At 37.8% G+C, this 13,570-nt stretch carries 13 protein-coding genes; 7 read left to right on the plus strand and 6 right to left on the minus strand.

Features of this window, described 5'->3' with window-relative positions; all coding sequences use genetic code 11:
* Positions 1–221 precede the first annotated feature (221 nt).
* Positions 222–1,187: an NAD(P)/FAD-dependent oxidoreductase gene (locus SACI_RS08130; RefSeq protein WP_011278510.1), complete on the minus strand. Its 966-nt coding sequence runs from the start codon at positions 1,185–1,187 to the stop codon at positions 222–224.
* Positions 1,188–1,535: 348 nt separating this feature from the next.
* Between SACI_RS08130 and SACI_RS08135 the strand changes: the two genes are divergently transcribed.
* From SACI_RS08135 to SACI_RS08155, 5 genes are all read left to right on the plus strand, one after another.
* A complete protein-coding gene (locus SACI_RS08135; RefSeq protein ID WP_015385660.1) occupies positions 1,536–2,585 on the plus strand; it encodes a glucose-1-phosphate thymidylyltransferase in 1,050 nt (349 codons plus the stop codon).
* A gap of 16 nt (positions 2,586–2,601) precedes the next feature.
* A complete protein-coding gene (locus SACI_RS08140; RefSeq protein WP_011278512.1) occupies positions 2,602–3,531 on the plus strand; it encodes a dTDP-glucose 4,6-dehydratase in 930 nt (309 codons plus the stop codon).
* Positions 3,525–4,373, plus strand: coding sequence for an SDR family oxidoreductase (locus SACI_RS08145; RefSeq protein WP_011278513.1), 849 nt, complete (start codon positions 3,525–3,527; stop codon positions 4,371–4,373). The genes SACI_RS08140 and SACI_RS08145 overlap by 7 nt, the downstream gene beginning before the upstream one ends.
* A complete protein-coding gene (rfbC, locus tag SACI_RS08150; RefSeq protein WP_011278514.1) occupies positions 4,357–4,911 on the plus strand; it encodes a dTDP-4-dehydrorhamnose 3,5-epimerase in 555 nt (184 codons plus the stop codon). The genes SACI_RS08145 and rfbC overlap by 17 nt, the downstream gene beginning before the upstream one ends.
* Before the next feature lie 163 nt (positions 4,912–5,074).
* Complete coding sequence (locus SACI_RS08155) at positions 5,075–6,208, plus strand: extracellular solute-binding protein (RefSeq protein WP_011278515.1); 1,134 nt, start codon at positions 5,075–5,077, stop codon at positions 6,206–6,208.
* 120 nt (positions 6,209–6,328) lie between these two features.
* Here SACI_RS08155 and merA read toward each other — a convergent pair whose 3' ends face one another.
* Positions 6,329–7,693, minus strand: a complete 1,365-nt coding sequence (gene merA / locus SACI_RS08160) for a mercury(II) reductase (RefSeq protein ID WP_011278516.1) — start codon at positions 7,691–7,693, stop codon at positions 6,329–6,331.
* A 62-nt stretch (positions 7,694–7,755) separates the two neighbouring features.
* On the minus strand, positions 7,756–7,914 hold the full coding sequence (locus SACI_RS11700) for a TRASH domain-containing protein (RefSeq protein WP_011278517.1): 159 nt from the start codon (positions 7,912–7,914) through the stop codon (positions 7,756–7,758).
* A 101-nt stretch (positions 7,915–8,015) separates the two neighbouring features.
* Between SACI_RS11700 and SACI_RS08165 the strand changes: the two genes are divergently transcribed.
* Positions 8,016–8,414: an ArsR/SmtB family transcription factor gene (locus SACI_RS08165; RefSeq protein WP_011278518.1), complete on the plus strand. Its 399-nt coding sequence runs from the start codon at positions 8,016–8,018 to the stop codon at positions 8,412–8,414.
* A gap of 12 nt (positions 8,415–8,426) precedes the next feature.
* Here the strand turns inward: SACI_RS08165 and SACI_RS08170 are convergent, their stop codons facing one another.
* Together SACI_RS08170 and SACI_RS08175 are read right to left on the minus strand one after the other, a co-directional pair.
* The gene (locus tag SACI_RS08170) at positions 8,427–10,190 is read right to left on the minus strand and encodes a chloride channel protein (protein WP_011278519.1); all 1,764 of its coding nucleotides are present in this window, start codon (positions 10,188–10,190) and stop codon (positions 8,427–8,429) included.
* Positions 10,191–10,387: 197 nt separating this feature from the next.
* Complete coding sequence (locus tag SACI_RS08175) at positions 10,388–10,987, minus strand: hypothetical protein (RefSeq protein ID WP_011278520.1); 600 nt, start codon at positions 10,985–10,987, stop codon at positions 10,388–10,390.
* A 215-nt stretch (positions 10,988–11,202) separates the two neighbouring features.
* Here SACI_RS08175 and SACI_RS08180 point away from each other — a divergent pair, with 215 nt between their 5' ends.
* Positions 11,203–12,375 (plus strand): acyl-CoA dehydrogenase family protein, encoded by a 1,173-nt coding sequence (locus SACI_RS08180; RefSeq protein WP_011278521.1) that lies wholly within the window; start codon positions 11,203–11,205, stop codon positions 12,373–12,375.
* Between the two features lie 115 nt (positions 12,376–12,490).
* Here SACI_RS08180 and thpS read toward each other — a convergent pair whose 3' ends face one another.
* Positions 12,491–13,513 carry a thermopsin gene (gene thpS / locus SACI_RS08185; protein ID WP_015385662.1) on the minus strand — a complete coding sequence of 341 codons (1,023 nt, stop codon included), beginning with the start codon at positions 13,511–13,513 and terminating at the stop codon, positions 12,491–12,493.
* Positions 13,514–13,570: the final 57 nt, after the last annotated feature.

Below are 13,570 nucleotides of genomic sequence, written 5' to 3' on the forward strand. Positions count from 1 at the left end.
TTTTTTACTTGTTTATGTAAATACATGTTACGTTTTAGAACGTTGATTGGAGGACCCAAAGTAAGGAATTCATATGTATTACTAAATTACATTTTGTACTTGAATCGGTAGGAGAAATTTAACATGAGTTTGTTAATGGACTTTTTAATATACCTGTTCAAGTAATGAGTAAGACACGAGTAAAAGTCGTGTATTTACTTTGGTCTTTTCTTCTTAAAAATCTAGTTAATTAGTCTTATAGCCCTAAATATACCAAACTTTTTAGCTAATTCAGCCATATCTCCTCTGACGAACCTTCCCATAAAATCTCCAAAGGACTCACTTCCAATTTTCACAATAACTGCTAACTGTTTGTACCTGAATTTATCCTCGTTACCAATTGCATTCAGCATGGCTCTCTCTCCTGCTTGGACTGCAACTTGAGCTGACATAGGTATGAAACTTTTTGTAGTTGCACAATCACCAGCCCCATAAACATCCTCAAAGTCCTCAGACCTCAGATATTCATTAACTAGCATTCTGCTGTTGACGTTCGTTAGCCCCAATCTGCTTATTATTTCAGGTCCCTTAAATCCGACACCTGATATTACTAAATCTGCTTTTAAATTACCGTTAGTAGTGACTAAGGTACCATTGTCAATTCCCTCAACCTTCGTTTTCAGATATAAATTAACCCCCATTTCCTCCAACCTTCTTTTTGCGTACTCAGAGGAGTCCTTACTCATGAATCCTAATAACTTATCCCTTTCCTCCACTAGGTAAACTTCCTTTCCTAGCTCTCTAGCATAACCTGCAAGTTCAACAGAAAGAGCACCTCCTCCAAGTACTGCCACTTTTTTCGCCTTTCTTAACTTCTCTCTTATTCTTAATGCGTCCTCTATGTTTTCTAACTTCTCTGAACCAGGTATGAGCCTTTGTGAATAGCCCAAGGTTATAATCAGCTTATCGTATGGTATGGTCCCTTCAGTAGTAATCACTTTTTTCTCCTTGAAGTCAACGCTTTTAACCGTAGCCCTTAACACTTTTCTGTAGGGCAACTTAGCTATTTCAGGGTTTCCAGTCCTGACTACATCAACTAGTCTGTGGGTTAATACAAAGTAGTCCTTTTCGTCAATTAAAATTGAATTTCTGTAAGTCTTCAACGCAGAAAGACCAGCAAAACCTCCCCCTAGGATGACAACTCTCATAATATTCAATCTATTCTTGAGGGATTTAAAATCCTTCTACACAACACGTTTAAACTTGATATTCGTTAAAAAGTATAAGTATAAAGAAGGGAATACTCTAATAACTTATCAGAGATGACATATAATATAACAGGGAATCTGCGAAAATTTTTAAAATAACTAGAAGATAAAGTCTAAGTTTTTAGTCTTTGAATTAATTAATTTAAATATTCATTTATGGATTCTCCAGCTGTATAAAATATATTAATTTTTGGATACAACCTTTTTTACATAGGATCTTTGTCACAAAAAGAGAATTTTGGGTTGGATAAGATTAAAATTTTTACAAACCCAATACACTCTTTAGTAATGAAAGCCATTATACTTCACGGCGGTCAGGGGACTAGACTAAGACCTTTAACACACACAGGACCAAAGCAACTCATCAAGATCGCCGGCAAACCCATATCCTTATGGGGCGTTTTATCACTGAGGGATATAGGCATAAGAGACTTTGGGATTATACTTGGGAATAACCACCCAGAAAAGGTGATCGAGTATTATGGTGATGGATCAAAATTCGGCATAAAGGTTACGTATATATATCAGGGAGAGGCAAGAGGTCTAGCTGATGCTATTTACAAGGTAAAAGACTTTGTAAAAGACGATAATTTCATAGTATATTTAGGCGATAACGTGGTTCTTGAGGGGTTAGACAAACTCGTTAGTTTCAACAGTTCAGCATCAATACTCCTTGCAAGGGTGGATAATCCTAACCGTTTTGGTGTAGCTGTTATAAACAACGACAATAAGGTCGTGAGACTGGTCGAGAAACCTAAGGAGAGGATATCTGATTTAGCTCTTGTAGGTGTTTATACGTTTACCCCTGAAATTTTTCATGCAATTGAAAAGATAAAGCCGAGTTGGAGAGGAGAACTTGAGATAACTGATGCAATTCAGGAACTTATTAATGAAGGTAAAGAGGTGTCCTACTCAATCATCAAGGGGTGGTGGAAGGACACTGGAACACCCGATGATCTATTGGAGGCAAATATGATCTTACTCGACAGGTACCTGGAAACTGTGAATAAAGGCAAAGTCGTCGACTCGAGAGTGGAGGGTAGAGTGGTAATAGACGAGGGAAGTGTAGTGGAGAAGTCTGTTATCAGAGGACCAGTGTATGTAGGGAAGAACTGTAAAATAAGGGGTTCTCACATACTGCCCTTTACATCCATTGGCGATAATGTAGTGATCGAGGACTCAGAAGTGTCAAACTCGTTAATAATGGACGATGTTCAAATTAAGGGACTATCCATAACTCAATCATTAATTGGGAGTGGGGCAAGAGTCCTAAAGAAGGAGAATTTACCAACTGGTAGGATATTCATTATAGGTGAGAATTCTTTAGTGGAGGTATAGGTGAGCTAAATTGATCATGGTCACTGGTGGGGCTGGTTTTATTGGTTCTTCTTTTTCACGTGAAGTGAAAAAACCTGTGATCTTTGATCTATTAACATATGCAGGGAGGTTAGAGAACCTAATAGGTGTAGACCATATATTTGTCAAAGGAGATATACGAAATTACAGTCAGTTGGAGGATACTGTAAAGAAATACGATATAAAAATTATTGTAAATTTTTCAGCAGAGACTCATGTTGATAGGTCAATAAATAACGCCCATATATTCTTAGACACTAATGTCTATGGAGTAGTAAACTTGTTAGAAATATGCAGAAGGTATGATACCCGCCTAGTTCAAATCTCAACTGACGAAGTTTACGGAGAACAGGAGAATGCTACAGAGGATTTTCCGCTGAGACCCTCTTCCCCTTACTCTGCATCTAAAGCTTCCGCCGACATGTTCATTTTAGCTTATGTTCGTACCTATGGAGTTGATGCAATAATTATTAGACCATCAAACAATTACGGACCTAGACAACACATCGAGAAGCTAATTCCCAAAACCATTGTCAGGACACTGTTGGGACTTGAAATACCAATCTACGGTAAAGGTGATCAGGAAAGGGATTGGATATATGTTGAAGACACTGCAAAGGTTATCGCTCAATTAGTTGAAACAGGAAAGAAAGGTGAAATTTACAATGTACCAGGGGGTCAGAGGACAACTAATATAAAACTTGTCGAAATGATAGGTGAGTTAATGGGGAGGGAACCTAAGATAAAATTTGTTAAGGATAGACCTGGTCATGACAAAAAATACTCAATGGTTTCCACAAAATTGAGTTACAAAGTTACCCCCTTAAAGGAGGGACTGAGCAAGACAATTAAATGGTACCTGGAAAATGAGTGGTGGTGGAGACCACTTTTAAATGATGAATACTTTTTGAGGGAAACGTCATGGTGACTCTAATAATCGGTGGCTCTGGACAACTAGGTCAGGAACTTGGAAAGTTAATAAAGGACAGTATACTCACCTTTAGCTCAAGACCAATTGAAGGTGGTATTTACTTAGATACACGGGACTACATAAGGGTAGAAGACTTGATCATGAAGACTAAACCTGAAGTTATCATAAACACATCTGCAATTACAGATGTGGACAAGTGCGAAGTGGATAGAATCAATGCGCATAGTGTAAATTCTTTGGCTGTGAAGCACATGGTAAGAGCGGCTTCAATAACTAAGTCATACTTCGTTCAAATATCTACAGATTATGTATTTGACGGAAACAGGGGGAACTATAATGAAGACGATTTACCAAACCCTTTGAATTACTATGGGCTCACTAAGTTACTTGGAGAGACGTATTCTTTATCTTACGACTACTCACTTGTAATAAGGACTTCTGGGATCTATGGGAGTAACAAGGAGAATTTTCCTCTTTATGTCTTGAAGTCACTGGAGAAGGGGAGTAAGGTAAGGGCAGTTTGGGATATGTATTACTCTCCTATTAATGTTAAACAACTAGCTGAGGCTATAGTACAGCTGTTACCTTTAAGGAAAACGGGTATTTTGAATATTGCTGGGGATAGGATATCAAGATATGACTTAGCCCTAAAAATTGCTAAAATGTCCTCTCTAAATGAAAACTTGATAGAAGCTGCTAGTTACGAAGAAATGTCGTGGAGGGCAAAAAGACCCAAGGACTCTTCCCTGGACTCGTCAACTGTTAAGAAATATGTGAGTGTCAATCTGTCCTTAGAGGAGGGATTAAGGAGGTTGATAAACGATGTTCAGAATAAATGAGAAAGATATTCCTGATGTTCTTGTTATAGAGACCGATAAATATGAAGATGAGAGGGGGTTATTGATGGAGCTATTCAAGAGGTCTAACTTCATTTTCATCGATAGTATAGTCCAAGTTAACTACTCTTACTCTAAGAAAGGGGTAATAAGGGGGTTACATTACCAACTAAAGCCCAAAGAACAGGGTAAACTAGTTACAGTGATCGATGGTAAGATATACGATGTAGCTGTAGACATTAGAAGAGGATCACCGTGGTATGGAAAGTTTGTTAGCGAGATCTTAGTCCCAGGGAAGATGTTGTGGATACCGCCAGGTTTTGCTCACGGTTTTCAAGCTCTGGAGAACTCTCATGTTGTTTACTTCATCTCTGGAAACGATTTTTCTCCTCCCAGTGAGGCAGGAATAAGATATGACGACCCAGATATAGGAGTGAACTGGCCAATACAGAACCCTATCGTATCACAAAAGGACTTAAGGTGGCCTAGCCTTAAGGAGTGTAAAAACAACTTTGAATATGTACCTCACAACAAGAAGTAACATCAAAAGGATGTGTGACTTCCATACTCGCTCTTGGAATGCAGTGGTTAAGGTCTGAAAGACTGTGTTCTGTTATAGCGCTATAGAAACGTCACATATATGGTTTCAGGTAAATATGATTAGTTAGAAAAATTTTTAAAAGTAAATATTTCCTATACTACATATGTCCTATAAAAAAGCTATAACTAGAGTTCAAGCCATAGTAATAGTAGTAATAATAGTTATCGCAGTTGTAGGAGTGGCAGTCTACTTTCTAAGCCAGAAACCTTCTTCATCTCCTACTTCCAGTTCATCTACTTCCTCCTCTTCTTCAAATTCAGCATCATCTACTAGCCAAAGTGGGAATTTAGTTATATATGGCGCAGGAGCTTACGCAGCAATACTGAACTATCTAGCGAGTCAGTTTCAAAATCAGACAGGGATTCAAACGCACGTTAATCCAGGTGGGTCATTTGCTTTGGCAAGTCAAATCTCTCAGGGTTCACCTGTAGACGTCTTTGTGCCAGTTGCATTCATACAGGCTATTCCACTTGAGGGATCTGAAAACCCAGGTTGGACAATTGCTTTCCTATCAGACCAGATGACCATAGTCTACTCAAATTACACTGAAAGTGCTCCATACTGGAATCAGCTCTATTCCAACTACACTATGGCTATGAAAACCAATCAAACACAGTACTGGTATAACTTCTTCTATCTACTTTCAACTAAGTTCAGTTTGGGAATAGCTAATCCAAATACTGATCCTGAGGGGCTATATGCTTACTTGATTTTAAACATGGCTGGTTACCTATATGCTAACCACAACAGTAGCTACTTCACCGATCTGGTAAAGGCTAATCCAAATGTGAAGAGCGCTACAACAACTGCCGCTTTCGTATCTCCGCTAAAAGCAGGAGAGCTGGACTTCACGTTCTCCTATGTATCCTATGCTGTTTCTCAGAAGCTGGACTATTTAAAACTACCTCCTTGGCTGAGTTTCGGTTATTATCCTAATGAGACGCAGTGGTATAGTCAATTTTCCTATAACATTACAGTATCAGGAAAAACTCTCACTATTCACGGAAATCCTGTGTACTTGTACATCACTGTACCACTCACCTCAACCAATCCCAATGCAGCATATCAGTTCATCCAGTTTATTCTGTCCCATGAGAGCGAGTTATCGCAGTTTGGTGTGACTCCAGTGTACCCGGCAGTACTATTTTACAACAACTCCACCTCACTACCCCAGCCTATAAACCAGCTATTGCAAAGTGGAGAGTTAAAATATGGAGGAACAATCCCAAGTATTTAATTTTTTACTTATTACTTATTGACTGACTTCCCCCCCAAATGGCGTGGTTTTTCTCATACTGTGGGTTTTATTTCTCCTTTGATATTAACGAGAGGGGAGAATTCTGCTTGTAAGCTAAGACTAGTCTACACAACAACTCATTCTCTTTACGTCTCTCTCAAATGCTATTGCGGCGATTTTTAAGCTCTCTGACATTGTAGGGAATACGTGAATAGTATCGATTATATCATATATAGTAGCCCTAAACTTAATTGCAAGGGCTGCTTCATTAATTATCTCAGCCGAGTTCTTACCAAATATTTCCGCACCTAGAATTCTCATATCTTCCCTGTTAACTACCATCTTAATTAAACCATGACTCTCTCTTAATATCCTGGCTTTAGGAACACTTTCCATGTTAACTACCCTGTAATCCACAGTATATCCTGAGGACTCTGCCTCAACCTGAGTTAAACCAACTCTAGATACATTAGGATCAATGAAGACCACTTGTGGAATACTTAGCTTATCAATTTTTTTATGGGAGTTCAGTATCGCATTATCTACAGCTATAAAACCCTCCTTCCCTGCGACGGATTCTAACATCTGCTCACCTATCACATCACCAGCGGCAAAGATGTTTGGATTCGTAGTTCTCAACTCTTCATCAACCTTTACTCCTCCCTTTTCGTTTAAACTGACCCCTGCGACATTCAAATTTAAGTCTACATTGGGTCTCCTTCCCGTTGCAACAAGTATCTCATCCACCTCTACTTCACCCATATCCGTTATAATGACCTTCTGGTCATTCTTAGTCTCCACTTCTTTTACTTTAACCTGAGTAAAAACGGGTATCTCCTCCATATTTTCCAGGTAACTTTTGACCGACAGGGAGATCTCTGGTTCCCAGTTAGGTAAAATTCTATTACTCCTCTGGAGGATGACAGTGTCTACGCCTAATCTTTTATACATTTGTGAGAATTCAAGTGCCAATGCCCTTCCCCCTATTATTGCCAATGAAGAAATCCTCCTTGTAGGGGATAGGGCTTCGACATTAGTCCAATAACCAGCTTCTCTCAAACCCTTAATATCAGGAATAGATGGTGATGAACCAGTTGCTATGATGAATTTTTTAGCCTCCACAATTTCCCCATTAACTTTAATGGCGTTAGGCGAAATAAAGTGAGCCCTGCCTTTGATCACTTTTGCATCGTAACTGTTTAATACATCCTCATATTTCTCCTTTCTGAGAGACGAGACTATTTCTGACTTATCTTCGAATGACTTCTCAAAGTTTGGCGTAGTCTTTTGATTTAAGGCTATTGAGGCGTACTTATAAGTTTCACCAATACTTAACAATCTCTTAGAAGGTACGCAGCCAACGTTCACACAAGTACCTCCAATTTCCCCATAGCCTATTATTACTGGTTTTATTCCCAGTTCGTTTGCCCTTATCAGTGCTGAGAAGCCTGCGGCACCATAACCTATTATTGCTAGGTCATACACTTTTCTCACCTATCTTCTTTATAGTTTTCCCGTGATTAAAGATAAAAAACAAAACTAAAAAATTAAAAATTAAATTTCCTTTCAAATTCATTTGAGCAGTCTGCACAGCAAAAGTAATGCTCTTTCCCTTTAATCATCCTAGTGTAAATATGTTCCTCTGTTAATTCCATGCCACAGTTTTCGCACTTTAACTCATTTTTATTCATTCTTATCTTAACCACTTCAAATCACATATACTATAACTTTTCACATATATAAATATTTATTCATATGAACAAGTGTTCATAAAAAGACTAATTAATAGGGCTTTTAATCTAATATCATGGAACCGATTTTAAGCGAATTAGAATCATTCTTCTCGGCATTATCAGATAAGACTAGGCTAAGTATTGTGTTGTTTCTTCTGGAGAAAGAAGAGGTAACTGTTGATGAAATAAGTAGGACTTTAAACAAATCTCAATCCCTTATATCACATCATCTGGCTTGCCTAAGGAATTGTGGTATAGTTAAGGTAAGAAGGGAGGGAAAGTTCTCTTACTATTCTTTGGCTGACGAGGACATTAAGAACTTAGTTAAGAACGCCATAGAACACGTTAGGAAATATAGCAAGTCAATACTGGCATGTGAGGTTGTCAGTAATAGCAAACCAGAGAATCTTAGCGATAGAAAGATAGTTTTGCAAACTGATCAGATTGAAACTGGTACTCCAGGCAATACATAAGGAGTCTGTATTCTAAGTGTTAATCTCACCAATTTTCCCTACCCTCTTCATCTCTTCTTTGTAAGCATTTAGTAGGTCATCGATAGTAATTATCCCTAAGAACACATTATGATTAACCACTGGAACCCACCTGCTTTTTAACCTACTCAATATTTCCCATGCTTCTTCAAGCGAAGAGTTAAGTGTTACATAAGGTGTTCCCCTAACCACGTATTTAATAACAGGGTCAGACGACGTTCTTCCCTCAATATCTTTCATGTATACTATACCTATAAAGTTAGAATTATCGTCAACTACAGGTAAACTCAAAAGGTCTTTATCTCGCATTATTTTAAGAGCTTCCTTGACGCTAGTATATACCTTTACTTTCACATCTTCAATACGACAAGAGCTTACTTTGATAAGGGTAAGAAGAGGGGTTTCATACTCTTGTAAGTGTGCAGGGGAGTCTCTTCTCGTTGGTACTTGCGCTTGATAGATTGTATAATTACCCGAAATTAGATAGGATATTGCTACTGCTATCATAGCTCCCGGCAATAACTGTAAACTCCCCGTCATTTCCGTAACCATTATTATCACTGATAAGGGTGCTTTTCCTGCTGCTGAGAAGAAGCTCATCATTCCTATGATCACAAAGGGAGATATATCTGGGACAATTGTTGGAAATAGAAGATGGAACACTAAACCCACATCAGCTCCCATAAATGCGCCTATGAATAGACCAGGTGCGAAGACTCCTCCACTAGCTCCTGAACCAATAGAGAAGGAGGTTGCTAATATTTTTAGAAATGGAATTAATGCTAGAATAACGAAAAAGGGAAGTATAGGAGAGTAGAAACTAGAAAATTTTTCATATTCTACTAAATTTATCCAACCATATCCCACACCCATAACCTCAGGCACAAGTAGTGCAATGGCTCCTGAGACTAGCCCACCTATCAATGGTTTAATATAATTTTTAGTTTTTAATTTCTTAAAGAACGAATTTATACCGTAAAAAGTTTTTACGTAGAGTATTGCCAGTAATCCTGAGATCACTCCTAAAATGGCGTACATAGGCAGTCTTAAAGGATTGAAAGAACCAGTGTAATATCCAAATACTGGTTCAAAACCAAAGATGGAACCGAAAATAGTGTACCCTATTGCTGAGGCAATTAATGTGGGGTAAATGACCTCAGGCTCTATATCTCTCTTATAGAGTATTTCCGCAGCTAAAATTGCCCCACCAATAGGTGTCTTGAAGATCGTTCCTATACCAGCACCTATTCCCACTGCTACAGCTTTCCTTCTGTCTTCGGGTGATAGCTTTAACAAATCGGCTATAATTGATCCGACTCCTGCAGAAAACTGTGCAGTAGGTCCTTCCCTTCCTGCGCTTCCACCTGACCCTATTGTTATTGCTGAAGCAATGATTTTTACCGGTACAACTATCCACTTAATTTTACCTTGATAATAATGATATGCCTTTATTGCAGCGTCAGTGCCGTGACCTTCAGCTTCAGGAGCAAAAGTGTAAACAATTAAACCAGACAGTAATCCGCCTAAAGCAACCGAAAGGGGAATGAGGTAATATCTTCCACTGCTAAATACAAAGTTTAATGAACCACCTTCACCTAATGGTTTAGGAATGGAAATTGATACTAGGGAATATAAGAATAAGCCCTCAAATACATGAAGTAGTAGATAAAATGCAGTAGCTGCCAACCCTGCTATTATGCCGAGTATCACACCAAGGATGAACCACTTCTCAAAGTAGGGCAGAGAAGATAACTTCATAGGATTAATAGATTCATAGGATTATTTTAAACCTAACTTAGAACCTATATAACTAAATTTGTTAATTTAAAGTGTATACATGCGCTGTATTATAAAAATTTTCCTCAAAAAATCCAGTCATTCAAACGGAGAATATTAATATTTCTCATCTTCTTTCTATGCTTTTACCCATAAATTTTAAATTTTTTCCTTCTTTTTTACACAAACTTTACACTTATAGTCTTCTTACCCTCCACCCTCACTCTGTCTCCTTTCCCTATAGCATGAGGTCCAATGAACACACCTAAAGACACATAACCCTCCATATCTTGTCTGACTACACTTGAGGGATTATAGGCAGGACCACCCTCTCCTACTAGCTTGTCATTTATAAAGAGTTTAAAGTTTCCGAAAGGTGGTTCTAATTGTTCCCCTACGAAAAGTCTTCCTGCGAATGCGTCATCAGCAATTATATAGTGTTCAGGGAGATTCCATGTGTTAAACCTAGTTGCTGGTATCTCAAGTCCCAGGTAAGTCTTTTCCACTTTACCTTTCTTCACAAGTGCTATAATTTCAACCTCTAACTTATGGGTCTTAAACCATAGTTCTACTTCCTCATCAAATGTTATCATAGGTCTTGTTATCACTCCTAAAGCCTTTCCTTGAAGCGCTATTTTATATCCTACAAGTCCCTCATGATCAATTAACATTTTCGAAAAGTCTTTGTAAACCTGATAGCCTTCTTCCTTCTCTAGGGAGAAAGGTTCTATTTCTTTCCTATTCTTATAGGCATCGAAAAGTAATTCTGCTTTGTTCATATATTCTATTAACACAACGTTCAACAAAAACTTTTGTATTTACATTTAAAAGATAGTGTATATTGTTAGGGTTACCACTTCACCTGAGTAATGGGAGACAGCTTTTGTGATTTACTTATCATTTTTTCTACAATTTTTTCTATTCTATAGGAGACACTTTAACTCATTGAAGATATAATGTGTATCTTTATTTTTGTTTCTACAATTTAATACTCATGTTAGCAAGAGTACAGGACGAGGAAGAAAAGCTGATTCTCTCCACAGTTAACGAGCTTATGAAGAAATATGATGAAAGGTATTGGTTGGATAAGGACTTGAAGAGGGAGTTTCCATTAGATTTCCTTCAAGAGTTCAGTGAGTTAGGCTTAGGATCAGTTCTAATTCCTAAAGAAAATGGAGGTGCCGGAAAGGGTCTAAGATTAGCATGTGAAATACTTTATCACGTTAATGTTAATGGAGGGAACTCATATTTCATACACGGGCACTATTATAATACAACCCTTCTAGTTAAACACGCCGGTAAGTTGATCAGGGAAAAATATTTTGAAGGCATTGTTAAGGGCGCAAAAGTTCTGTCATTGGCACTAACGGAGCCTGATGTGGGTTCAGATAGCACAAGAATAAAAACCCTTGCCCGGAAAAAGGACGATAGGACTTATGTGATAAATGGTCATAAGATATTCATTTCAAGGTTAAAGTATAGTGATTTCATGATTGTTGTAGCTAGGACAATACCATATGACGTTGTGGAGAGAAAGACCGATGGGATAACTCTCTTTCTCGTAGATCTGAGGGTGAGTAGGGACAATATTGATATGAAAGAAATTAAGACCATGTCAAATACATCAGCCTTTGAAGTATTTCTTAACAACCTTGAAGTTCCTGCGGAAAACGTTATAGGTGAAGTGAATCGAGGTTTCTATTATCTCCTTGATTTACTTAATGCCGAGAGGTTTATGATAGCTTCGGAAATGATAGGTAATGCCGAGTGGTTCATAAATAAGGCTGTTGAATACGCTAGAAATAGAGTTGTATTTGGAAAACCAATCGGAAGTTATCAAGGTGTGCAGTTTCCCATAGCTAAAGTATATGCAGAGTTAGAGGCAGTAAAGTCATACTTCAATGATGGAATTGAGCACTTTGATAAGGATAAAGACTCCAAATTGATTGGTAGTTATGCTAACATTTCTAAGTACCTGGCTACTGAGATAGCTTGGGAGGCAGGTAACATTGCCATGGATACCTACGGAGGGTATGGATATGCTGTTGATACTGGAATAGAGAGGAAGTTGAGGGAGACAAGGCTTTACAAGGTAGCACCGGTCTCTCAGAATTTAGTCTTATCATACATTGCAAATCATATATTGAATCTTCCTAAATCATATTGATTTATAGAGAGTAATGAGCCAGCTACAATGAAATAGGTAAAGAACAGTGGGAAAAAGTAAAAAATGAATGCACATTTCCCTTTTTTCTCTTCCTTATTTTTGGCTTGGACAACAATTAAATTAGTATAACACTGAAGTTATTTGTCAATATGGTAAGATTCTCAATGCCATTATATGCTATAGGCACTCCGTTGTTCATTGTTGTGTAGACGTTATATGCAGCCTCGGCTGTGTCGGCGCCAAAAGTGTACAGTGAAGGAACAGGAGTTATGCTACCATTACTGATATAGTATAGCCCTAATGTACAATTTAATGAGTTAAATGATGTTGGTGCACCGTTTCCTCCGCCACCCCAAACTAATTCGGCATCGTAATATAGACCGTTTGGAGTGTAATTGTTTCCGTTTATCATAAGTGATGCAGAGATAATGTTTGGCTGGTATATTGTTATCTTATCGTAGTAGTTTACGGTACCATATTCAGTTTGTCCTATTTGTATAATCTCATAACCTATCCATACATACACTGCATTACTGGTGTAGCTCATGTTTATTATGTATATATATGAGAGTGGGAAGGAATAGGTGTAAGACGGTCCCACATCATAATAGAAGGTTTGTCCACCACCTGCGGATGCAACTTGCCCATTACCTGTTATTGCACTTGAACTTAAAGTTGATAAACTTCCTGTCAAATTCCATACATTATCAATAAACGTTAAGGAATTCTTGTTTGTTTGAAACTGTCCAACATCCTGTAGCCAGTACGCATATACTCCATTGCTCGTGTTTACAGAGAGTACTATGTTGAACTGTAAAGTCGCACTGTAGGGATCTACTCCATACCTTAGTGCTTCCCTATTGTACGCTAATAATGAGGTTATATTAACATATCCTAACATTTCGTTTGTAGTTATTACATATGGCGTCACATTACCTGAGTAGTTATAAAGTCCAAATGATGCAATGCCTGCAGGAGCTGGAGGAGATGTATAGTAGAGATAGGGATTCACATAGAGACCTGAGCTTATTGTGGCTCCTGTTGTGTTACGATGAGGGAAAAAATAGATATTTTGTGGAATATATGGTATTATTAAGGCACTTAACAAAATTATTAAACAAATGGATTTAAAATTCATCACTTTTTAAATAATTTTCATGTATATAAGCTTTCTTTTAAAAAATAAAGGAAAAAA

This window comes from Sulfolobus acidocaldarius DSM 639 (assembly GCF_000012285.1).
Classification (GTDB): domain Archaea; phylum Thermoproteota; class Thermoprotei_A; order Sulfolobales; family Sulfolobaceae; genus Sulfolobus; species Sulfolobus acidocaldarius.

Excerpts from the sequence above, each read along its gene's own strand:
- SACI_RS08130 (WP_011278510.1), bottom strand. The coding sequence starts at position 1,187 with ATGAGAGTTGTCATCCTAGGGGGAGGTTTTGCTGGTCTTTCTGCGTTG.
- SACI_RS08135 (WP_015385660.1), top strand. The coding sequence starts at position 1,536 with ATGAAAGCCATTATACTTCACGGCGGTCAGGGGACTAGACTAAGACCT.
- SACI_RS08140 (WP_011278512.1), top strand. The coding sequence starts at position 2,602 with ATGGTCACTGGTGGGGCTGGTTTTATTGGTTCTTCTTTTTCACGTGAA.
- SACI_RS08145 (WP_011278513.1), top strand. The coding sequence starts at position 3,525 with ATGGTGACTCTAATAATCGGTGGCTCTGGACAACTAGGTCAGGAACTT.
- rfbC (WP_011278514.1), top strand. The coding sequence starts at position 4,357 with ATGTTCAGAATAAATGAGAAAGATATTCCTGATGTTCTTGTTATAGAG.
- SACI_RS08155 (WP_011278515.1), top strand. The coding sequence starts at position 5,075 with ATGTCCTATAAAAAAGCTATAACTAGAGTTCAAGCCATAGTAATAGTA.
- SACI_RS08165 (WP_011278518.1), top strand. The coding sequence starts at position 8,016 with ATGGAACCGATTTTAAGCGAATTAGAATCATTCTTCTCGGCATTATCA.
- SACI_RS08170 (WP_011278519.1), bottom strand. The coding sequence starts at position 10,190 with ATGAAGTTATCTTCTCTGCCCTACTTTGAGAAGTGGTTCATCCTTGGT.
- SACI_RS08175 (WP_011278520.1), bottom strand. The coding sequence starts at position 10,987 with ATGAACAAAGCAGAATTACTTTTCGATGCCTATAAGAATAGGAAAGAA.
- SACI_RS08180 (WP_011278521.1), top strand. The coding sequence starts at position 11,203 with ATGTTAGCAAGAGTACAGGACGAGGAAGAAAAGCTGATTCTCTCCACA.
- thpS (WP_015385662.1), bottom strand. The coding sequence starts at position 13,513 with ATGAATTTTAAATCCATTTGTTTAATAATTTTGTTAAGTGCCTTAATA.